This window comes from Actinomycetospora aurantiaca, assembly GCF_037401875.1.
Taxonomy (GTDB): domain Bacteria; phylum Actinomycetota; class Actinomycetes; order Mycobacteriales; family Pseudonocardiaceae; genus Actinomycetospora; species Actinomycetospora aurantiaca.
Genome location: NZ_JBBEGN010000001.1, coordinates 406571 through 427069, shown reverse-complemented (window position 1 = coordinate 427069; position 20499 = coordinate 406571). Strand labels below are relative to the sequence as shown.

At 76.3% G+C, this 20499-nt stretch carries 22 protein-coding genes; 11 read left to right on the top strand and 11 right to left on the bottom strand.

Going from position 1 to position 20499, the window contains the following annotated elements:
- Positions 1-106: 106 nt before the first annotated feature.
- The 5 genes from WCD74_RS02005 (at position 107) to WCD74_RS01985 (ending at position 5250) form a co-directional block, all read left to right on the top strand.
- Positions 107-1546: a sugar transferase gene (locus WCD74_RS02005; RefSeq protein ID WP_337693142.1), complete on the top strand. Its 1440-nt coding sequence runs from the start codon at positions 107-109 to the stop codon at positions 1544-1546.
- Positions 1547-1555: 9 nt separating this feature from the next.
- The gene (locus WCD74_RS02000) at positions 1556-3175 is read left to right on the top strand and encodes a hypothetical protein (protein ID WP_337693141.1); all 1620 of its coding nucleotides are present in this window, start codon (positions 1556-1558) and stop codon (positions 3173-3175) included.
- A gap of 31 nt (positions 3176-3206) precedes the next feature.
- A complete protein-coding gene (locus WCD74_RS01995; RefSeq protein ID WP_337693140.1) occupies positions 3207-3782 on the top strand; it encodes a hypothetical protein in 576 nt (191 codons plus the stop codon).
- A 155-nt stretch (positions 3783-3937) separates the two neighbouring features.
- A complete protein-coding gene (locus WCD74_RS01990; RefSeq protein WP_337693139.1) occupies positions 3938-4594 on the top strand; it encodes a hypothetical protein in 657 nt (218 codons plus the stop codon).
- 56 nt (positions 4595-4650) lie between these two features.
- Positions 4651-5250, top strand: a complete 600-nt coding sequence (locus WCD74_RS01985; protein WP_337693138.1) for an Rv1733c family protein — start codon at positions 4651-4653, stop codon at positions 5248-5250.
- On the opposite strand, the gene WCD74_RS01980 is transcribed toward WCD74_RS01985, so the two are convergent.
- From WCD74_RS01980 to WCD74_RS01960, 5 genes are all read right to left on the bottom strand, one after another.
- Entirely contained in the window at positions 5247-7319 is a 2073-nt protein-coding gene (locus WCD74_RS01980) for a xanthine dehydrogenase family protein molybdopterin-binding subunit (RefSeq protein ID WP_337693137.1), read from the bottom strand. The two genes, WCD74_RS01985 and WCD74_RS01980, sit on opposite strands and share 4 nt — an antisense overlap.
- Positions 7316-8320: an FAD binding domain-containing protein gene (locus tag WCD74_RS01975; protein ID WP_337693136.1), complete on the bottom strand. Its 1005-nt coding sequence runs from the start codon at positions 8318-8320 to the stop codon at positions 7316-7318. Before WCD74_RS01975 ends, WCD74_RS01980 begins: the two co-directional genes overlap by 4 nt.
- A complete protein-coding gene (locus WCD74_RS01970; protein ID WP_337693135.1) occupies positions 8317-8820 on the bottom strand; it encodes a 2Fe-2S iron-sulfur cluster-binding protein in 504 nt (167 codons plus the stop codon). Before WCD74_RS01970 ends, WCD74_RS01975 begins: the two co-directional genes overlap by 4 nt.
- 105 nt (positions 8821-8925) lie before the next feature.
- Positions 8926-9609 carry a DUF4190 domain-containing protein gene (locus WCD74_RS01965; protein ID WP_337693134.1) on the bottom strand — a complete coding sequence of 228 codons (684 nt, stop codon included), beginning with the start codon at positions 9607-9609 and terminating at the stop codon, positions 8926-8928.
- A gap of 371 nt (positions 9610-9980) precedes the next feature.
- A complete protein-coding gene (locus tag WCD74_RS01960; RefSeq protein ID WP_337693133.1) occupies positions 9981-10472 on the bottom strand; it encodes a thermonuclease family protein in 492 nt (163 codons plus the stop codon).
- 220 nt (positions 10473-10692) lie between these two features.
- Here WCD74_RS01960 and WCD74_RS01955 point away from each other — a divergent pair, with 220 nt between their 5' ends.
- Together WCD74_RS01955 and WCD74_RS01950 are read left to right on the top strand one after the other, a co-directional pair.
- Positions 10693-10836, top strand: coding sequence for a hypothetical protein (locus WCD74_RS01955; protein ID WP_337693132.1), 144 nt, complete (start codon positions 10693-10695; stop codon positions 10834-10836).
- Positions 10833-11420, top strand: coding sequence for a hypothetical protein (locus WCD74_RS01950; RefSeq protein WP_337693131.1), 588 nt, complete (start codon positions 10833-10835; stop codon positions 11418-11420). Before WCD74_RS01955 ends, WCD74_RS01950 begins: the two co-directional genes overlap by 4 nt.
- Positions 11421-11424: 4 nt before the next feature.
- Here WCD74_RS01950 and WCD74_RS01945 read toward each other — a convergent pair whose 3' ends face one another.
- Positions 11425-12015, bottom strand: coding sequence for a hypothetical protein (locus tag WCD74_RS01945; protein WP_337693130.1), 591 nt, complete (start codon positions 12013-12015; stop codon positions 11425-11427).
- A 105-nt stretch (positions 12016-12120) separates the two neighbouring features.
- Between WCD74_RS01945 and WCD74_RS01940 the strand changes: the two genes are divergently transcribed.
- The gene (locus WCD74_RS01940) at positions 12121-13002 is read left to right on the top strand and encodes an SDR family oxidoreductase (protein ID WP_337693129.1); all 882 of its coding nucleotides are present in this window, start codon (positions 12121-12123) and stop codon (positions 13000-13002) included.
- 142 nt (positions 13003-13144) lie between these two features.
- Positions 13145-14605 carry a DICT sensory domain-containing protein gene (locus tag WCD74_RS01935; protein ID WP_337693128.1) on the top strand — a complete coding sequence of 487 codons (1461 nt, stop codon included), beginning with the start codon at positions 13145-13147 and terminating at the stop codon, positions 14603-14605.
- 17 nt (positions 14606-14622) lie between these two features.
- On the opposite strand, the gene WCD74_RS01930 is transcribed toward WCD74_RS01935, so the two are convergent.
- The gene (locus WCD74_RS01930) at positions 14623-14844 is read right to left on the bottom strand and encodes a hypothetical protein (RefSeq protein ID WP_337693127.1); all 222 of its coding nucleotides are present in this window, start codon (positions 14842-14844) and stop codon (positions 14623-14625) included.
- A gap of 63 nt (positions 14845-14907) precedes the next feature.
- Here WCD74_RS01930 and WCD74_RS01925 point away from each other — a divergent pair, with 63 nt between their 5' ends.
- Positions 14908-15405, top strand: coding sequence for a hypothetical protein (locus WCD74_RS01925; protein ID WP_337693126.1), 498 nt, complete (start codon positions 14908-14910; stop codon positions 15403-15405).
- Between the two features lie 3 nt (positions 15406-15408).
- On the opposite strand, the gene WCD74_RS01920 is transcribed toward WCD74_RS01925, so the two are convergent.
- The 4 genes from WCD74_RS01920 to WCD74_RS01905 all read right to left on the bottom strand — a co-directional run bounded on the left by WCD74_RS01920 (position 15409) and on the right by WCD74_RS01905 (position 17256).
- Positions 15409-15897, bottom strand: a complete 489-nt coding sequence (locus tag WCD74_RS01920) for an Asp23/Gls24 family envelope stress response protein (protein ID WP_373696019.1) — start codon at positions 15895-15897, stop codon at positions 15409-15411.
- A 131-nt stretch (positions 15898-16028) separates the two neighbouring features.
- The gene (locus tag WCD74_RS01915; protein WP_337693125.1) at positions 16029-16619 is read right to left on the bottom strand and encodes a TetR/AcrR family transcriptional regulator; all 591 of its coding nucleotides are present in this window, start codon (positions 16617-16619) and stop codon (positions 16029-16031) included.
- Positions 16620-16633: 14 nt separating this feature from the next.
- Positions 16634-16843: a hypothetical protein gene (locus tag WCD74_RS01910; RefSeq protein ID WP_337693124.1), complete on the bottom strand. Its 210-nt coding sequence runs from the start codon at positions 16841-16843 to the stop codon at positions 16634-16636.
- An 89-nt stretch (positions 16844-16932) separates the two neighbouring features.
- A complete protein-coding gene (locus WCD74_RS01905) occupies positions 16933-17256 on the bottom strand; it encodes a hypothetical protein (protein WP_337693123.1) in 324 nt (107 codons plus the stop codon).
- Positions 17257-17356: 100 nt separating this feature from the next.
- Here WCD74_RS01905 and WCD74_RS01900 point away from each other — a divergent pair, with 100 nt between their 5' ends.
- Entirely contained in the window at positions 17357-20497 is a 3141-nt protein-coding gene (locus WCD74_RS01900; RefSeq protein ID WP_337693122.1) for an ATP-binding protein, read from the top strand.
- Positions 20498-20499: the final 2 nt, after the last annotated feature.

The following is a 20499-nucleotide window of genomic DNA, read 5'->3' as shown; positions in this document are numbered from 1 at the left end:
CGAACCCGCGTCATAGCCCGTTCGGGGCACCGTCGAGGTCCACGGCGAGAGCACGACGGACCAGAGTCGCTACGGGGGGCGACCGCGACGAGGGGATTCAGCGCGCATGGCCATCGATCCGGGCACCACCACGAGACCGGCCCCCGAGGTGATCCCGGCGCCGGGCACCTCCCGGGCGTGGCGCGCCCGCCTGCGCCGCGCCGTCGTCGTGACCGACCTGGCCCTGCTGGTCGCCGTCACCGCCGCGGTCGCCGCCGTCGGCGTGCTCACGCGGGAGTGGATCGCCGTCGACGCGGTCCTCGGCAGCACCGTCGCGGTCGGGGTCGCCCTCGCGTTCCTGGCCGCGCTCCGCGCGTGGGACCCGCAGGTGCTCGGGCAGGGCACGGAGGAGTTCAATCGGCTCGCCCGCGCGTTCGTCCGCGCGACCCTGGTCCTCGCGTTCGTCGGCTTCGCCGTGAAGGCGGAGTGGCTGCGGCCGTGGGTCGTCGGGGTGCTGCCGGCCGCGGGGCTGGCCGTGCTCGTCGGGCGCTGGCTGGTGCGGCGCGTGCTGCACGCGGCCCGGCGCGACGGGCGCGCCATGGCCCGCGTGCTCGTCGTCGGGACCCCGGAGGCGGCCGCCGACCTGGTCGCCCGCACCGAGCGGGTCCCGTGGCACGGGTGGCGGGTCGTGGCGGCGTGCACGCCCGGCGCCGACGGTCACGCCGCCACGGCCGTCGTCGGGGACCTCGACGACGTGCCCCGCCGCGTGGCCGAGCTCGGGATCGACGTCGTCGCCGTCGCACCCGCCCCCGGCTGGTCCCCGCGACGGCTGCACCGCCTGGCGTGGGACCTCGAGGGCACCGGCGTGGACCTCGTCGTCGACCCCGGGCTGATGGAGGTCGGGGGGCCGCGCCTGCACGTGGCGCCGGTCGACGGACTGCCGATGCTGCGGCTGACCGAGCCGCGGTTCTCCGGGACCGCCCGCGCGGCGAAGGTCGTCGTCGACACGCTCGGCGCCGCCGCCCTGCTGCTCGTCCTCGCGCCCGCGCTCGCCGTCATCGCAGCGCTCGTGAAGCGCGACGGCGGGCCGGTGTTCTACCGGCAGGAACGCGTCGGCATCCACGGCCGGACGTTCCGGATGGTCAAGTTCCGGTCGATGGTCGTCGACGCCGACCGGCACGTCCCGCAGCAGCGCAACGAGGGCGCCGGGCCGCTGTTCAAGATGCGTCGCGACCCCCGGGTCACCCCGGTCGGCGCGGTGCTGCGACGGCTCTCCCTCGACGAGCTGCCGCAGCTGTTCAACGTGCTCGGCGGGTCGATGTCGCTGGTCGGGCCGCGCCCGCCGCTCGCCCGCGAGGTCGCGCAGTACGCGGACGACGCCCGCCGGAAGCTGCTCGTCCGCCCGGGGATGACGGGGCTGTGGCAGGTGAGCGGACGGAGCGACCTGAGCTGGGAGGAGTCGGTGCGTCTCGATCTCCGGTACGTCGAGAACTGGTCACCGGCGCTGGATGCCACGATCCTGTGGAAGACCGTCGGCGCGGTCCTGGGATCGCGAGGCGCCTACTAGGGGAGGGCCATGGGCACGCTCTACCGCGCGATCTGGTCCTCCGACGACCCGGCCGCCGTCGAGCTCGCCGACGACGCCTTCACCCGCTGGGCCGAGCGCGCCGCCGAGCGCGACCACCGCCCGCTCGCGCCGGACGGCCGCATCCGCACCAGCAAGCAGGACCGCTACACGCTGCGCCGCGACGTCCACCGCGACCCGACCGACACGAAGATCACCGCGATCGTCCGCGCGGTGTTCATCGCGAACCGCCGCGACGGGATCCGGTGGACGACGACCCTGCGCGCCTGGTCGGGCGGCACCGTCGAGCACGAGGGCGCGGCCGCCTGGGTGTGGGTCGACGTCGACGCGTCCTCCCACCACCCCAACGAGCCGATCGTCCCCCGACCGCCGATCTTCGTCAGCGAACTGCTCACCAGCACGAAGGCCACCCGGCACGGCGTCGTGCTGCGCTCGGCGCCGATGCGCTACCGCGGGCACGACGGCGCCGAGGAGCTCGCCGACCTCGTCACGCACGCCGACCGCGACGTCCCGGTCGTCGTCCTCGCGGACCTCGGTGACGACGTCCCGGTCGACGACGGGCGCGTCCTGGACGCCGTCGTCCGCCGCACGGTGCGCGACGTCGCGGGCCTCGCACCGGTCGCCGTCATCGATCCCGACGGCGGGTCGGCGCTCGCCGGGGCGCTGGGGGAGGACTCCCCGATCTCGCCGGGCGGGCTGCGGGTGTACCTCCCGGGGTTCGACCCGGCCGCCGACGCCACCGCCGACGACGCCACGGCCGACCGCCGTCTCGACGTCCGCGCGGACCGCTACTGGACCAAGCCGGGGCTGGCCGGCCGGATCGTCGCGGGCCTCGTCGCCCCCGCCTCCACCGGGCGTCGCCCGCCGGACTCCTACGACCGCGCCCGCGCGCACCTCGACGCCCAGGCGCCGGCGGAGGTCGGGGCGACCCTGGAGAAGGCGACCGCCCGCATCGCCGACCTGGAGCAGGACCTCGCCGACGAGCGGTCGCTCTCGGAGGGCGTGATCCAGGAGTACGGCGACCTGGAGCACGAGGTCGCGAGCCTGCGCGACCAGCTCCGCGCGCTCACCGCCGACCTGGCCCGCCTCCGTGGGGAACGCGCCGACGCCGGGCTGGAGGACCTCGACGTCGCGCCCGTCCACGCCCGCGACTGCAGCGACGCCGCGGCGCTCGCCCGCAAGCACCTCGGCGACCACCTCGAGTTCCCGACGACGGCGGGGGTCGACCTGGAGCTGCTCGACCGCCAGTCCGCGGGGGCGGCGTGGGGCGAACAGGCGTGGCGGGCGCTGCGGGCCCTGGCCTGGTACGCCCGGGCCCGCATCCGCGACGGCGTCGAGGCGGACTTCTTCCAGTGGTGCTGGAACTCCGGGCACCCGATGGCGTGGCCGGCGAACCCGCGCAAGCTCGCGATGCGGGAGTCGAAGTCGGTGATGGACCGCTGGCCGGACACCCGGACCTTCGACGTGGACGGCGAGCCGCGCGTCGTGGAGTCGCACATCAAGATCTCGTCGGCCGGGCTGGCGCCGCGCATCTACTTCACGTGGGTGGAACGCACCCGCAAGGTGCACGTCGTCTATTTCGGCAGGCACCTGCGCAACACCATGACCTAACGTCGAGGGCACCTTGCTCGGGGGAGGCGCCATGACCCAGGTCGACCGCACCACGCCCGCCGTCACGCACATCCCGGCGCCGCGCCGCCCCCTGGAGCCGTGGACCCCGACGCCCCCGAGCGGGATCCGCTGGATGGACGCGGGCGGTGCGCCGGTCCCGCCGTCGCCCCGCCGCTCGCGGCGGCCGTGGTGGATCGCGGCCGGCGTCGTCGTGCTGCTGGCGGTGAGCGGGCTGATCGCCTCGTCGGTCGTCGCGGCGAACCGGACCATGTCGGTGCAGGGCTCGGTGGTGGTGAGCACCGCCGGGCTGGGGCTGCCCGGCGTGCCGTGCGCCCCGCGGTCGGTGACGGGCAGGTCGGTGTCCGTCTTCGGCTCCGACGGCCGGCTCGTCGCCACGGCCCCGATGCCCGCGACGGGGTACGCCGTCGACCGCTGGCGCTCCAGCCGGCCCTACGCCGACGGGTGCCGCTTCGACGTGCTGTTCACCGACGTCCCGGCGAACGACACCCTCTACCGCGTCGGCGTGGGCGGCAGCATCGCCGACACGGTCGGCTTCACCCGCGAGCAGCTCACGACGACGGGAGCCCAGGTCACCGTGGGGCGGTAGGCCGCGGGGGGCGTCGTGTCAGCGGTGGCACACGGTGGACGCCGAGCGTCAGCAGCTCGCCACGACCAGTAGCCGGGGTCCTCGACCGTGCCGCGACGCGAACGGCATACTCCGCCGCACACGACAGCCGCTCGGACGAGCCGGAGGAGGTGCCGGTGGTCGAACAGCGTGGTCCGCAACTCGGGAGCCCGCCCACCGCGCCGCAACCCGCCGTCGTCGAGAAGCGCCGCCGGCCGTGGCCGCTCGTGCTGCTCGGCGTGCTCCTGCTCCTCCTCGGGGGAGCCGGGGGATGGCTGGCCCGGGGCGCGGTGCCCACGCCGGAGATCGCGCCCGTCGCCGCCGCCCCCACGAGCACGGCCCCGCCCACGCCGCCGCCGGTGCCGGTCGCGGGCCCGCCGATCGTGCCCACCACCAACACCGCGCCCGGCGACGGGCCGTTGCTCGGCCGCGCGGGTGCCCGGCCGGGACGGGGCATCGGCGTCGCCCGGCCGGCCGAGATCGACGGCGAGGACGGGGCCGTCGTCACGGGCGTGACCTGGGAGGACTGGGGCGAGGACCGGGCGACCGGCCGCGGCACCGCCCTCTACCGACCCGGCGACGAGCCGGACGCACCCGGCGTCCAGGACCGCGCCACCGTCATCGCCTTCGACCTCGGCTCCTGCGGCGACCGGAACGGCGACGACGGCGACGACGACGGTGACGACGGCGGCGACGACGACAGCGGCGACGACGCCTACCAGCGGGTGACCTGGTACTTCCCGCAGCACGGGGAGTCGTTCCGCGAGTCGCGGGCCATGGACGTCTGCGGCTGACCCGGTTGGGTCACACCCCCGCGTGGAGTCCCCGGACGGCGGGAATCTCCCCTGACATGGGGATGGGCACGGGGGTCGACCGACTCCGGACCACGATCTTCCCGCGCCGCAGCGCGCTGCGGCGCCGATCGGACCGGGTGGAGACGACGGTCCTGCGGCTCGCCGTCCTGGCGCTCCTGCTGCTCGTGCCGTTCCTGGTGGTGCTCGGGAACCACGGCGCGCGGGAGGCCGCCGCCGAGGCCGAGCGCACCCGGGCCGTCGCGCACCCGGTCACGGCGACGATCCTCGCGACCCCGCCCGGCACCGGCCCGGCCGCCGCCTACCCCGGAGGGCTCAGCACGGTCGACGTGGCGTGGGTCGAGCCCGACCTCACCCGGCACACCGCGACCGTCACCGCGCCGCCGACCATCCAGGCCGGCGAGACCCTGCCGCTGTGGATCGGCCCCGGTGACCGCCCGGTCGTGCCGCCAGCCGGCGCCACCGACGCGGTCGTCGAGGGGATCGTCGACGCGGTCGGGGCGCTGGTCGCGGCGACGGCGCTGCTCACCGGCCTCGTCCTCGCGGTGCGGTTCGCCCTCGACCGGGCCCGCATGCGCGAGTGGGACGCCGACTGGTGGGCCTTCGTCCACCGCCGCGACCGCGGCACCACCGGTTAGCCCTCCAGGAACGCGTCGCAGGTGAGCGGCAACGACCGGACGCGGACGCCCGTCGCGTGGTACGCCGCGTTGGCGATCGCGGCGGCCACCCCGACGATCCCGACCTCCCCGATGCCCTTCGCGCCCATCGGGTTCACGTAGGGGTCGTCCTCGTCGATCCACACGGCCTCGACGTCGCGCACGTCGGCGTTCGACGCCACGTGGTAGTTCGCGAAGTCGTGGTTGATGACCTCGCCGAACCGCGGGTCCACGACGCTCTCCTCGTGCAGGGCCATCGACAGCCCCCACACCATGCCGCCCTGCAACTGCGAGCGCGCCAGCGCCGGGTTGAGGATGCGGCCCGCACCAAACACGCCGAGCAGGCGCGGCACCCGGACCTCGCCGGTGTCCGCGTGCACCGCGACCTCCGCGAACTGCGCGCAGAAGGCGGCCATCGCGTACTCCTCGGCCCACGGGTTGTCCGGGGTCGCGGCGTCGGCGTGGTCGCCGTCGTCGGGGGAGTCGCCGTACTTGTCGCGGAACCGGTCCGCGGCCTCGACGACCGTCGAGCCCCACGACGCCGTCCCCGCCGACCCGCCGGCGATCGACCCGACCGGCACCTCCGTCGACCCGATCTCCACGGCGATGGACCCCACGTCCACCCCCAGCGCGTCCGCCGCGATCTGGGTCAGCACCGTCCGGGCGCCCTGCCCGATGTCGGCCGCGCCGATCGCGACCACGTACCGGCCGCCCGTGAAGGTGATCTCCGCCGTCGAGCCCGGCATCCGGAAGGCCGGGAACGTGCCGCAGCCGACGCCGACCCCGTGCCACCAGCCGTCGACCAGCCGGCTCCGCGGTGCCCGGTCCCACGTCGACCAGCCGAACCGCTCCGCGCCGGTCCGCAGGCACTCCACCAGCCCGCGCGACGAGAACGGCAGCCCCATCTCCGGGTGCACGTCGGGCTCGTTGCGGACGCGGAGCTCGATCGGGTCCATCCCGAGCTCCACGGCCAGCTCGTCCATCGCGCACTCCAGCCCGAAGCTGCCCGGCGCCTCGCCGGGGGCACGCATGTAGGTCGGGGCGTCGAGGTCGAGCGCCACGGCCCGGTGCGAGGTGCGGCGGTGCGGCGCGGCGTACATCGACCGGGTCGACCCGCCGGCCGGCTCCACGAACTCCTTGTAGCGCGCGGTCGCCCCGACGACGTCGTGCGCGACGACCTCGAGCGTCCCGTCCGTCGACGCGCCCAGTGACATGTGCTGCACGGTCGCGGGCCGGTAGCCGACGGTCTCGAACATCTGCCGCCGCCCCAGCGCGAACCGCACCGGCCGCCCCGGGACCGTCCGCGCGGCGAGCACGGTCAGCACCGACCCGGCGTGCAGGAAGCCCTTCGTCCCGAACCCGCCCCCGACGTGCGGCGAGCGCACCACCACCTCGGCGTCGAACAGCGTCGCCAGCGTCTGCCGCGCGAGCTCCGCGCCCTGGCTCGCCTCCCACACCTCGGCCCGCCCGTCGACCCACGTCGCCGTGGTCGAGTGCGGCTCCATCGGATTGTGGTGCTCCATCGGCGTGGAGTACGAGGCCTTCATGACGACGGGTGCCGCGGCCAGTGCCGCGTCCGGGTCGCCCACCGAGGAGTCGGCGGGTTGTCCGTTGCCCAGCACCGACGGGGCGTAGGTCTCGCCGTCGGGGTCGAACGCGGTGCTCGACGGGGCCTCGGCGTAGGTCACGACGACGAGCGCCGCGGCCTGCGCGGCGACCTCCCGGCTCTCGGCGAGCACCGCGGCGACGAACTGGCCGCGGTGGTGGACCGTCGTGTCCTGCAGGACCCGGTGCTCCGGGTCGTCGGTCTCGACCAGCCGCGGGGCGTCGGCGTGCGTCAGCACCGCGACCACCCCGGGCAGTGCCGCGGCCGCCGCCGTGTCGATCCCGGTGACCTCGCCGCGCGCGATCGTCGCCTGGACCGGGTGCAGGACCAGCGCCTCCCCGGCGACCGGGGTGTCGCCCGCGTACGTCGCGGTGCCGGTGACCTTGTCCGGGCCCTCGATCCGCCGGACCGACGTGCCCAGGCTGCGGGCGTCCATCGTCGTCATGCCGTCCCCCCGCTCAGGGCTCGCAGTGTGCTGACGACCGTGCCGGTCACCAGCGGGATCTTGAACGCGTTCCCGCCGAGCGGGCTCTCGACCGCCTCCGCGGCCTCCAGCTCCGCCGCGATCGCCGCCCGGAACGCGTCGTCGGTCGCGGGCTGCCCGCGCAGGGCCGCCTCGGCCGTCGTCGCGTGCCACGGCTTGTGGGCGACGCCGCCGAGCGCGAGCCGCACGTCCGCGACGACGCCGTCGCGCACCTCCAGCCCGGCCGCCACGCTGACCAGCGCGAACGCGTAGGACGCCCGGTCGCGCACCTTCCGGTAGGTCGAGTTCCGGACGGCGGGCGTCGGCGCCGGCAGGTCGACCGCGGTCACCAGGTCGCCGTGTTCCAGCACCGTGTCGCGCGTCGGGTCGTCGCCCGGGAGCCGGTGGAAATCCCGCACCGGCACCGTCCGCGCCCCGTCGCGCCCGAGGACCTGCACCTGCGCGTCCACGGCGACCAGCGCGACCGCCAGGTCCGACGGGTGCGTCGCGATGCAGTGCTCCGAGGCGCCCAGGATCGCGTGATAGCGCGCCCACCCCTCGCGGGCCGAGCACGCCTGGGAGAGGTCGCGCTTGGTGCACGGCGTGGTCGCGTCCGCGAAGTACGGGCAGCGGGTGCGCTGCAGCAGGTTGCCGCCCGTCGAGGCCATGTTGCGCAGCTGTCCGGACGCGCCGGCCAGCACCGCCGCCGCGACGGCGGGGTGGTCGCGACGGACGCGCTCGTCCGCCGCCAGGTCGGAGTTCGCGACGCCCGCGCCGATCCGGAGCCCGCCGTCGTCCAGCTCGGTGATCTCGGTGCTGGTGACGCGGTTGACGTCGACGAGCTGGGACGGCTCGACGACGCCGAGCTTGAGGTGGTCGAGCAGGTTCGTCCCGCCCGCGAGGAACCGCGCGTCCGGGTCCGCCGTCAGCGCCGCGACCGCGGCCGGAGCATCGTCGGGACGGGCGTAGGTGAACGGCTTCATCGGGTCGCCGCCTCCTCGACCGCCGTCACGATGTTCACGTAGGCCGCGCAGCGACACAGGTTGCCGCTCATGCGCTCGGCGATCTCGGCGCGGTCGAGCTCGACCGGCCCGGTGAGGTCCGCCGTGGCCGCGCTCGGCATGCCGCGGCGTGCCTCGTCGAGGGCCCCGACCGCGGAGCACACCTGGCCGGGCGTGCAGAAGCCGCACTGGAACGCGTCGTTCGCGAGGAACGCCTCGCTCACGGGGTGCTGCTCCCCGAGCCCGTTCGCGGTGACGACGTCCGCGCCGTCCTTCGCGACGGCGAGCGTCAGGCAGGAGAGCACCCGGCGTCCGTCGAGCAGCACGGTGCACGCGCCGCACTGGCCGTGGTCGCAGCCCTTCTTCGGGGTGGTGACGCCCAGCCGGTCGCGCAGCGCGTCCAGCAGGGTCGTGCGGGGGTCGACGGCGAGGTCACGCTGCTCGCCGTCGACCGTGATGGACAGGGGGATGGTGGTGGTCATGCCCGCCTCGGGTTCACGGCGTACTTCCGTCGGAGACCACCGTGGCACGTCCGCGCCCACCGAGCCTGGCAGCACCGCTCCCAGGCTCGGCGGGAATACGCCCGCTCAGTTCTCCCGGGCGATGTCGATCGACGCCTCGGAGCCGGTCACCGCGGTGACCGTCGCGCGGTAGCGGGCCGATTGCCCCTCGGCGGTGCCGTCGCACGTGGACGACGCCTCGACCTGCGCGGGCAGGTAGCCGGGGCAGATGACGTCCTGCGCGCCGGTCTGCGCGCCCACCTCGGCGGCGAGCGCGTCCGCCGGCAGCTCGGGGCCGTAGTCGCCGTCGGCCACGGCGACCGTGCCCGACCCGGCGGGCCCGGTCACGGCCGGTGCGCTCACCCCGGGGACGTCCGGCAGGCCGGACGGCGTCGTCGGGATGCTGCGGGCGAACTGTGCCGCGACCACGGTCAGGTACACCGCGACGGCGATCCCCAGCAGCAGGAACACGACCGACAGCACCAGCCCCGTCGTCGCGAGCCCGCGGCCGGGCTGGCCGGTGCGCCGCGTCTGGCGACGCCCGATCACGCCGAACACGATCCCGAGCGGGGAGAACACGAACGCGAACACGACCGCGAGGATCGCCATCACGTTGGTGCCGCTCGGACGCTGCTGCCCGGGCGCGGCCGGCGGGCCGGGTCGCATCGGCGCGCCGTGGCCGGCCGGCGGGTAGCCGGGCGGTCCGGACGGCGGCCCCCACCCGCCGGGCTCGGGCGCGGAGTACGGGTACGGCGGCACCTGCTGGCTCATCGCGGACCTCCTCGGCGGAGCGGGGGATCGGGGTGCCGCGACGCTACTGCGGCCGTGATCACCGGCGAAGGTCCCGCGGCCCGGTGCAGTAGTGCCGGCGCGGCCGTGCAGTAGTGGGCGGTCGCGCTGTTTGGCGCCCGTGAAGGCCGGGCCGTTGCGTCGCGCGCACGGTGGTCCCGGAGCCCGACCCCTCGCGAGTGCGACACGAGGCAGGTCTTGAGCGCCGGGAAGCTGCGTCGTGTCGCACTCGGTGGAGCAGGTCGGCGCGGTGCGAGCAGAGTCCACGACGAGTGCGACACGAGGCAGGTCTCGGCGGCCCGGCAGCTGCGTCATGCCGCACTCGGGTGTGGGCACGCACCGAGACCGCGTCCTCAGCCGCAGGTGCGGCCGTTCGAGTCGTCGTCGCGCAGGCTCGAGACGTACTGCCGCCCCGCTCCGTTGGAGGCGTCCGGGCGGGTGTGGGCGTAGGACACCATGAAGTCGCCGTAGTCCCCGCCCTGGGCGAGGTCGACGTAACGCAGCAGGCGGCCGGTGGCGTCGCGGTCGACGCCGGACTCGGCGCGCAGGGACACCTGACGACCGTCGAGCATCGACTCCGCCATCCGCTTGGCCTCGGCGCCACCCGGGGTGGCGACGTCACACGTGTCGATGCCGAGCACCCGGATGACCTCGTCGCCGGCGAGCAGCGTGTCGCCGTCCACCACGCCGGTGATCGTCACGGTGCTCCGCGCGGGAGCCTCGGCGGCGGGCCGGCTCACGGCGAGCTCGGTGGTGGCGGTCGTCGACGGCGTCATCGCCGCGACCCCGACGAGGCCGAACACGGCCGCCCCGATCCCCGACCACACCTTCTCTGCCGTGCGCACGCTGCTCCGTCCCCGACGTCGTCGTCCGATGTCGCGGATGTCGGCACGCACTGCTCCGGCGTTACCACCCGGTACTCCGATCGGGTGGCGCCCAACGTCGGCGGCGTGCGCGGACCCGCTCCGCCTCGCGGTGCCGGGCTGGTGTGGCGGTCTTTACCGGGTGCGGTTCGGGACGAGACGGCTCTGGATTACGGCCCCACGACGTGGAAGCGTTGCGGGCATGGACATCGGACGCGTGCAGCGTCGTTTCACCTCCGAGCCGATCGACTCCCCGGTTCCCGGCACCCCCGAGGCCCCCGTCGAGCAGATCGACGCCGACGAGCACGCGCAGCCGACGACCGTGACGGCCGACGCCCGCTCGTGACCGCACCGCACCGCACGGCGGCGGTGCCGGACGTCCCGGCCGCCGTCCTCGGCTGGCGCACCTGGCGCGTCGGCCGGCGGGCGCAGCAGCGTCACGCCCTGTTCTCCCCGCTCACCGGCACTCCGTGGCCGGCCGGGCGCCCGATGGTCGCCCAGTGCGCGAGCCCGCGGCACACCCCGCCCGGGACCAGCTGCCCCTGCGGGCTCTACGCCGTCGACGACACCGCGACGCTCGGCTGGAGCCCGTCCGACCACGAGGTGCTCGGGGTCGTCGCGCTGTGGGGCGACGTCGTGGAGGGCGAGCGCGGCTGGCGGGCCTCGCACGCCTACCCGCGGTTCCTGGTCACCGGGCCCGGCGTCTCCGAGGAGCAGCGCGCGGTGATCGCGCGGCGCTACGGCGTCCCGGTGCACCGCAGCGAGCTCGCGCCGCGCACGATCGCGAAGCGCCTCGACCGGCCCACGGCCGATCGGCTGCGGGACACCCCCGACCCGACGGCGCTGCTGCTGGACCTCGCCCGACGCCGGGTCGACCCGCCCGCCGTCCCGCGGCGGCGCGGCTGGCGGGGCTGGCTGGCCGCGCGCTGACCGGTCAGGCCGCCGGCCGGAGCAGCGTCCCGACGACGTGGGCGCCGAGGTGGCGGCCGAGCTGCCGGTAGACCTCGACCTGCCCGTCGTCGAGCTCGGTCGCCTCGTGCGGGAACGCGGGGTGGCCCGCGGCGTACCCGAGGACCTGGTCGGGCGCGTCCGCGGTCAGCCGCGGCATCGCGAGCACGAGCCGCCCGCGGTGCCCCGAGGGGTAGGTCAGCCGCCCCGTCACCACCGCGGTGCTCGCGAGGCGCGCGGGGAACCGGCCGTCGGGATCGGTGCCGGGCTCGAGGTGGGACACGTCCTCGACCTCGACGCCGCGGGGGAGGACGGGGGCCGCCTGGTCGCGGTCGCCGGCGTCGATCACGACGACCGTGGCGCACTCCTGCTGCAGCGCGGCCGCTACGCCGACCTGCTCGTCGACGTAGCAGAGGTAGGTGTCCGGGCCCAGCCACCCGGTGGCGCGCAGTACCTGCAACGTCCTGAGGCTGACGGCGGCGGCCCGGGTGCTGCCGCCGGCCGCGCAGATCCCCAGGGTGCCGACGGCCGCCCGCCGACGGGGGCGCGGGCGGCGGGCGGGTGTGCGTACCGCCATGGGGTCCTCCGAGGTCCGGTGTGCCCCCAGGGGACCCCGACCGGCTTTCCGGCCCCTTTCACGCGCGGGGTGTGACCCCGCCGCCGACGGGCCACCCCACCGCCCATGAGCTCGCCCGTCACGCCCGCCCCGTCCTTCGCCGTCACCGGCGCGACCGGCCACCTCGGCCGGCTCGCGATCGACGACCTGCTGCGCCGCGGGGTCCCGGCCGGCAACGTGTTCGCGCTGGTCCGCGACCCGAGCCGGGCCGACGACCTCGCCGCGCTCGGCGTCGGCGTCCGGCTCGCGGACTACGACCGCCCGGAGACCCTGGAGCCCGCCTTGCAGGGCATCGAGCGCCTGCTGCTGGTCTCCGGCTCGGACCCGGGCGACCGCGTCCGCCAGCACACCGCGGTGATCGACGCCGCGAAGGCCGCCGACGTCGGGTTCGTCGTCTACACGAGCGTCCTGCACGCCGACGAGACCGAACTGGTCCTCGCCCCGGAGCACGCCACCACCGAGGACGTCCTGCAGGGCTCCGGGCTGCCGTTCGCGGTCGCTCGCAACGGCTGGTACGTCGAGAACTACACCGGGCGGCTGGAGGACCACCTCGCGCGCGGCGAGATCGTGGGGGCGGCGGGCGACGGGCGGGTGTCCGCGGCCACCCGCGCCGACTACGCCGAGGCCGCCGTCAGCCTGCTCACCGGCGACATCGTCGACCAGCAGGGCTACTGGGAGCTCGGTGGCCCGGCGTTCACCATGACCGACCTGGCGGCCACGATCACGCAGGTCACCGGCACGAAGGTGGTCTACCGGGACCTCGCGCCGGAGGAGTTCACCCGCGCGCTGGTCGACGCGGGCGCCGACGAGGCCACCGCGCAGTTCGTCACGGCACTGGAGCTCTCGACCGCGCGGGGCGAGCTGGAGACCGACAGCCCCGCGCTGGAGAACCTCCTCGGGCGGGCGCCCACCTCGCTGGAGGACGCCGTGCGCGTGGCGCGCATCTGAACCAACCCCCTGCGCCGTCCGCCGCCGGGAGGAGACCGCTCGACTCCCGGCGCGGCGCGGTACGGCTCGGTGCCCCCCGATCGGGGGACGGGTTCCGGGAGTGAGGGCGGTGTCGCCCTCCCACCGAGCCCAGGGAGTCGCCATGGAGGGTCCGCTCGCCCACGCCGCCCGGACCCGGGTGGAGCGGGCCTTCATCGACAACCTCACCGACCACACCCGCGTGGCCCGCGACCGGGCCGCCGGGTCGCGTCCGGAGCGGTTGTCGAAGCGGCTGCTGGTCGACGTCTCGCACGCGGTCGAGAAGGCCGTGATGGCGAGCAGCGTCGAGCCGCCCACGGTGGTCGTGTCGCTGTTCCAGCGGCTGGCGCACTTCGACCGCGAGCGCGCGGTCTACGAGCGGATGGCCGAGGCCGGGGTCACCGTCGTCGTCGGGTTCGTCGCGGGGGAGGGGCACGCGCCGCCGGAGGGCGTCACCGTCGTCGAGCTCGACCCGGCCGAGCCGCTCGGCGACGAGTGGACCGTGGTGGCGCTGGGTCCGCGGGCGGGGGCGTTCCTCGTCGCGACCGACCAGCACACCTACGACCCGGCCGAACGCGCGGTGGAGCCCGGCCGCATCTTCGACGGCCGCTGGGGGTTCTCCCGCGCCCAGGCCGCCACCGAGCTCGCGCGGCTGCGCTTCGCGCTGGGGAGCCGGCTCGCCCCCGACGTCGTCCGGACGGTCGACGACCTCCTGGCGTCGACCATGCCCGCGGGCGGCGACGCGGCCGGGTCGGCCGGCAGCCCGGGGGAGATGTGGGCGACCACGTCGCTCTACCACATGATCGACCGCATGCGGGACGCGCACGCGGGCACCCGCGAGCTCCGCGACCAGCTCGCGGACGTGCACGCCGCGACCGGAGCCCGCGCGGCCTCCGGCACGGACGCCGACAGCGGGCTGCCCGACGCGGGCTTCCTGGAGCGCTGGACGCCGCGGGTCGGCCCGGGTGCGCTGCAGGTCGGGGTCGCGCTGTTCGACATCGCCGCGTTCGACGACGAGGCGCTCGCCTCGCCGCGCGCGGCCTACCACGCCGGGCACCGGGTCGCGGCGGCGTTGACCGAGCCCCTGGGACCCGTGGACGTCGCGGTGCGGCTGGACGCCCGGACCTTCGTGGTGCTCGTGCCGGGCGCCTCGGCGGTGCACCTCGGCGACCTGGCCGACCGCATCGGCGAGGGCCTCGCGCTCGCGTCCGAGGGACATCCCGGAGTGGCACTGACGGCGCGGGTGGCGACCACGACCACCCGGGGCCGGCCCCTGCCGATCGACGACCTGCGCGCCGCCCTCGACCACGCCGACCCCTCGACCGACCCGGTCGACGCCGGGCCGTCGCCCACGGGCGCGCACATCACGGTCGCCGTGAACGGCGTCGCCCCCGGCGAGCCCGAGCCCGGACCGGAGCTCGTCGAGGCCGGCCGGCACGTCCGCCTCGTCGACGACGGCTGGGGTCGCGACGACGAGGCCCGGGTGCCGCGGCCGAGCCCCCTCGGCTCGGCCCTCGCGCGCCCGCCGGCTGCGACGCGGGCGACGCCGCCGACGTTCGACGGGCTGCGCGGGTACCGCGGCTGATCCCGCCCGACCCGCCGTCAGGAAGGCTCGTCGCCGGGGCGGAGCGGGACGACCAGGACGATCACGTCCTCGAGGTCCTCGGCGTCGAACTCCTCGCGCCGCCGTGAGGCCTCGGACAGCGCGACCTCGTAGGGATAGGGGCCGTGCGAGTCGACCTCGTCGGTCACCGGGTCCACGACGACCACGACGAAGCGCGTCGTCCCGCCGTTCCGACGGCGGGTCGTCCTCGACCCGGGCACCCGGAGAAAATACCGACCGAACGGTCTGACGGAAGGTCTGGACGCGCCGGGCAGAATGCCGTCGTGGCCGCGTACGACGCCGATGCCTGGACCGACTTCGCCGTCGCGACGGCGGGTGCCTCCGCCGCGCTGGCAGGTCTCGTCTTCGTCGCGGTGTCGCTGAACCTGCAGGTCATCCTCGGGAACCCGAACCTGCCGGGGCGGGCGGCCCAGACGCTGGCCCTGCTCGCCGTGCCGCTCTTCCTGGCGCTGGTGGTCCTGATCCCCGAGCAGGGCGACGTCGCGCTCGCGGTGGAGCTGGGGGTGATCGGACTGCTGGTGGGCGGGATGCTGGTGCACCGGGTGCTGCCCGGGCGCCGTGCCGCCGAGCAGCCGGTGGCCGCCTGGATCGTCACCGGGTGGGTCCCCGCGCTGGCGGTGCTCCTCGCCCCGGTGATCGCCGGGATCGGGCTGCTGGTCGACGGCGCCGGCGGCCTGTACTGGCTGCCGGTCGCCGTCGTGCTCGCGCTGCTCGGCGGGCTGGAGAACGCCTGGGCGCTGCTCGTCGAGATCCTCCGGTAGGCGCTACCGCACGCGCGCGGGCGTCGGGGCCGGGGCGGGCTCGTCGTCGCGGTCGTCCTCGCTGGGCAGGTGCAGGTCGACGACGTTGACGTTGACCTCCACGACCTCCAGCCCGGTCATCTGCTCGACGGCGGTGATGACGTTGCGGCGGATGGCGCGGGCCAGCTCGGCGATGCCGACGCCGTACTCGACGACGATCGTCAGGTCGATCGCCGCCTGGCGCTCGCCGACCTCGACCGCCACGCCCTGCGACGACGACGACCGCCCGCCGGGAATGCGCTCGGTGATGGCGCCGAAGGCGCGGGCGGCGCTGCTGCCGAAGCCGTAGACGCCGGACACCTCGCGGGCGGCCAGCCCGGCGATCTTCGCGACGACGCCGTCGGCGATCGTCGTCTTCCCCTGCGGGCTGTCCAGGGCGGACCCGGCGGTGCCGGTGGTGGCGACCTTGGCCGAGGTGGCGGTGCTGGCGGCGGTGCCGGTGGGGGTGCTCACGGAGTTCCCTCCTCGTCGTCGACGTCCTGCGCGCCGCCCCTGCTGGACGGCGCCGTCCGTCGTGCTCATCGGTGGGACGCGATCCGATCGCGGATCCTCACGCCCGAGCGGGAGTGGCGCCCGTCACACGGTCACACGCGCAGGGCGCACTCCGCCAGGCGCTGCAGCCGGGCCACCGCGAGCTCGCGGTCGACCTCGGGCGCCGTGAGGTGGCTCAGGGTCGCGCGGACGAGGACGTCGGCGGCGTCGTCGAGCCGGGGCCGCGGCAGCCGCGGGTGGTGCGCGCGCAACCACGTGGACAGCATGAGGCGGGCGCGGGCGATGATCGGCGTGCTGCCGGTGGTGAGCTGCGGGAGCAGGGTGACGTCCGCGTGCCGGCCGCCGAGGACGGCGCCGAGCAGCGGGTGCGTCTCGCGGGCCGCGAGGGCCGTCCGCAGCGCCGCGCGCATCCCGGAACGCCAGTCCGGCGACTCGAGCAGCACCTGCCCGACCTCGGCGATCACGCGGTCGGACTCGTGGGCGACCAGCGCGTCCGCGACCGCGTCCTTGTCCCCGAACTCCCGGTGGATCGCCGAGCGCGACACCCCGGAGCGCCGCGCCAGCTCGGCCATCCGCACCTGCGCCCAGCCCTGCTCGGTCACCGCCCTCGACGCGGTCTCCAGCACGCGCTCGCGCAGCGTCTCGCGGAACTGGGCGCGCAGCCCCCGTGGCAGCGGAGCCACGGGTCGTACGGCGGTCACCGGTGCTCGCCGCGGTCGCCGGGCTGCGCGCCGTGCAGCGGGCAGAGCGGGTTGACGAACGCGGAGTCGGCGGAGTCGGCGGAGTCGGCGGTTCCGGCGGCGGGGTCGGCCGGCTGGAGCAGCACCGAGCAGTCACAGCCCTGCTGGAGGGCCTCCGGACTGCCCGGAGAGGTGTTCGGAGGGGTGGTCGGTCTCGCGTCGTTCACGGTGGGCCTCCCGTCGGGGTCGACGTCGGGCGGTCGGGTACGTCCGTGGGTGTATCGACGCGGAGGCCGGGTCTGTTACCGATACGTGATCAAGTGGTCCGGACATCTCCCGGATCGGTGTGCGCGCTGCGCTCCGACCCGCCGCGCTCGGCGGCCGCCTGGCGGACGTACGCGTCCAGCGGCGCGCGGGCGCGCAGCACCGAGTCGGTGAGGCTGCCGACCCGGTCCTGCACGTGCACGTTCAGCGCCTCGTAGATCTCGGGTCGCCCGCACACCGCGAGCAGCTCGATGATCCGGCGCCGGCCGTCCTGGTCGAGCTCGTCGCCCTCGCGCAGGGCCTCGGCGGCGCGTCGGGTCCGCTCGGCCTGGCGGGCGAGCGCCGCGCGGAGTCGGGAGTTCGGGGTCCGTGCCACCCCGTCATGTTCGCACACCTGTTCGAACGGCGGAGTTCGCTTGCGGCACTCCGTGTGCTGGGGGAATCTTCGGGACGTCACGGCCGGGGGGAGGCGCGGCATGGGCCGGACGGCCGTGCGTCTCCTGGGCGACGTCGCGGTACTGCGGGACGGCGGCGTGCACGCCACCCGCAGCCACCGCCTCCGGACCCTGCTCGCGCTGCTCGCCCTGCGCGCGGGCGAGCCGGTCGCCGGGGACGTGCTCATCGACGAGGCGTGGGGCGAGGACCTCCCGCAGAACCCGCGCGGCACCCTGCAGGTGAACCTGACCCGCCTGCGTGACTGGCTCCGCGACGTGCCGCTCACGGTGGCCGACGGCCTGTACACGCTGCACCTCGACCCCGCCGACGTCGACCTCCCGGCCTTCCTGACGGCGGCCGACGCGGCCCTGGGCACCCGCTCGCCCGAGCTCTTCGCGACGGCGGCCGCACGCTGGCGCGAGCCGGTGCTCCCCGGGCTGGAGACGCCGCGGCTGGCCGCGGCGCGGACGCACGCCGCGGAGCGGTACCGGGCCCTGACCGTCCGGCACGCGACGCTGCTGCTGGAGCTCGGGCGCCCCGACGAGGCCGTCGACCGGCTCGCGGACGCCGACCGGCTCGACGAACGACTCGCCGCGCTGCTCGTCCGGGCCCTGCGCGACGCCGGCCGGCCGCGCGACGCGCTCGCCGTGTCGCTCGACGTCCGGCGCCGGCTGCGCGAGGAGGTCGGCGCCGAGCCCGGGGAGGAGCTGGCGCGGCTGCACGCGTCGCTGGTGCGCCGCTCCGCCCCGGCCCGGCGGGGACCGGACGGCCTGGTGGGTCGGGAGGACCTCGTCGACGACCTGGTGGCGCTCCGCGAGGCCGACGGACGCATCGTCGTGCTCGAGGCACCGGCGGGCGCGGGCAAGACGGCCGTCCTGCGCGCCGTGCTCGCGACGGCCGCCCACCGCGGTGCACGGACGGCGGGCTCGGCCTGGGGCGCCGGGGGAGCACCTGCGGAGCCGTGGCACGAGCTCGCGGACGACCTGGGATCGGCCGGCCGGCCGGGCCGCTCGCTCGGGCCGCGGCTGCACGACCACCTCGTCCGGCTCGCCGCCGCCGGCCCCGTGGTGCTCGCGCTCGACGACGCCCACCGCGCGGACTCGGCGTCCCTGGACGTCCTGCGCGTGCTGGCCCGCCGCGGGCTCCCGGCGGGCGTGGTGCTCGTCGTCGCGGCCCGCGCGCCGGACGCGGTGGCCCGCCCGGCGTGGGAGGAGGCCGTCGCGGACCTGCTCGCGGAGCCACGCCTCGAGCGACGGGGCCTCGGGCCCCTGTCCGCGGACGCGGTCGCGCGGCTGACGACGAGCCGGCTGGCGCACCTGCCGGTCGACGACGCGCTCGTCGCGACCGTCCGCGCCCGCACCCGGGGGCACGCCCTGCACCTCGCCGCGCTGCTGGAGGTGGTCGCCGCCGCGACCACCCCCGACGAGGCCCGCCGGGCCGCGGACACCGTCCCGCCGCAGGTCCTGGGGCTGCTCGACCACCAGGTGAGCCGGCTCCCGGACGCCACCCGCGGCGCGCTGGAGGCGCTCGCGGTCCTCGCCCCGCTCGCGCTGGCCGACCTGGCCCGCGTGCTCGAGGTGCGCCCGCTGCAGCTCGCGGACGACCTCGCGCCCGCCGCCCGCGCCGGCCTGGCCACCGCCGAGCCCGACCGGTTCGTGCTCCGCCACGACCTGGACACCGACGCCCTGCGCGCCCGGGTCGCACCGGTGCGCGCCGCCCACCTGCACCTGGCGCGCCTCGAGACGGGCGGGATCACGGACGTGTTCACGGTCCTGCGGCACACCGAGGGCGCGGCCGCGGTCCTCGAGCCCCCGCGGGTGGCGGCGGCCCGCGTCGCCGCGGGTGTCGAGTCCTACCGGCGGCGGGCCCTGCCGGAGGCCCTCGCCCTGCTCGACGCCGCCGACGCGGCCCCGGACGAGCTGGTCCCGACCCTGGTCGTCCACCGTGCCCTGTGCCGCTCCGCCCTGGGTGAGCGTCCGTCCGACGACGAGCTCGACGCCGCCGTCGACCTCGCGCTGGCCGCGGGCGAGGACGAGCTGGCGCTCCTGGTGGCCGTCGGTGACGAGCCGCTGGGCCTCGTCGTCGACGGCGACCCGCGGCGGTCGGCGCGGCTGCAGCGGCTGCTCGACCGCCCGCTGCGGCCCCGCCACCGGCTCGACCTGCTCGCCGCCTACATCCGCGAGGAGAGTGCGACGGCCCGCCGGGGTGTCCCGGCCCTGATCGCCGAGGCCCGGGAGATCGCCGTGATCGCGGTCGAGGAGGACCCGACCGCGCTGGCCCGGGTGCGCGCGCTGGAGGCCCGGGACGTCGTCGACGGCGGGGTGCCGGCGCTGGAGCGGCTCGCGATCGCGACCGACGCGCACCGGCTGGCGTTCGGCACCGACGACCCCGCGCTGCACCTCGACGCGGTGGAGCTGCTCATGGGCGCGGAGCTGGCGGCCGGTCGCGTCGAGCAGGCGCAGAAGTGGCGCCTGGAGCTGGAGCGGGCGGCGGCGCGCTGGTTCCGGCCGCGCTCGATCTGGGGCGCCGCCGTCGCGGAGGCGGCGATGCTGCTGGCCGAGGGCGATCCCGACGCCGACGTCGCGGCGCAGCGGGCGGCGGCACGCGGGACCGAGCTGGGGCTGCCCGACGCCGGGACCGCACTCGGCGCCCACATGCTGGTCGCCCTGCTGCTGCGGGGTGCGGTCGACGGCGTCGCCGACGTCGCGGCCGCCACGTCCGGGCGGGCGCTGAACACCGCGGCCTGGGCAGCCGCCGCTGCGGTCGCGGAGCTGGTCCGCGGCCGGCCGGACGCCGCCCGGGCGCACCTGGCCGAGTACCGCCACCGCGCCGTGAACCCCTCGATGTGGTTCAAGCGGGTCGCGGCCGCGCTGGCCTCGACGGCGGCGCTCGGGCTGGCCGACCGCGCGGCCGCGGAGCTGGTCCTGGCGCGGCTCGGCGGCGATCCGGACGCCGCGGTCGTGGCCGGGTTCGGCGCGGCGGTCCTCGGCCCCGAGGTCCTCTGGACGGGTCTCGCCGCGTGGACCCTCGGGGACATCGACCGGGCCCGGGAGTGCCTCACGACTGCGGTCACCTACGCCGAGCGCGCCGGCTGGCGCCCGTGGGCCGACGCGGCGCGGAGGTTCCTCGCGGCGCTCGACGACCCGTCCGCGCCCCTGCCGTTCGGCCTGCCCCGCGGATGAGG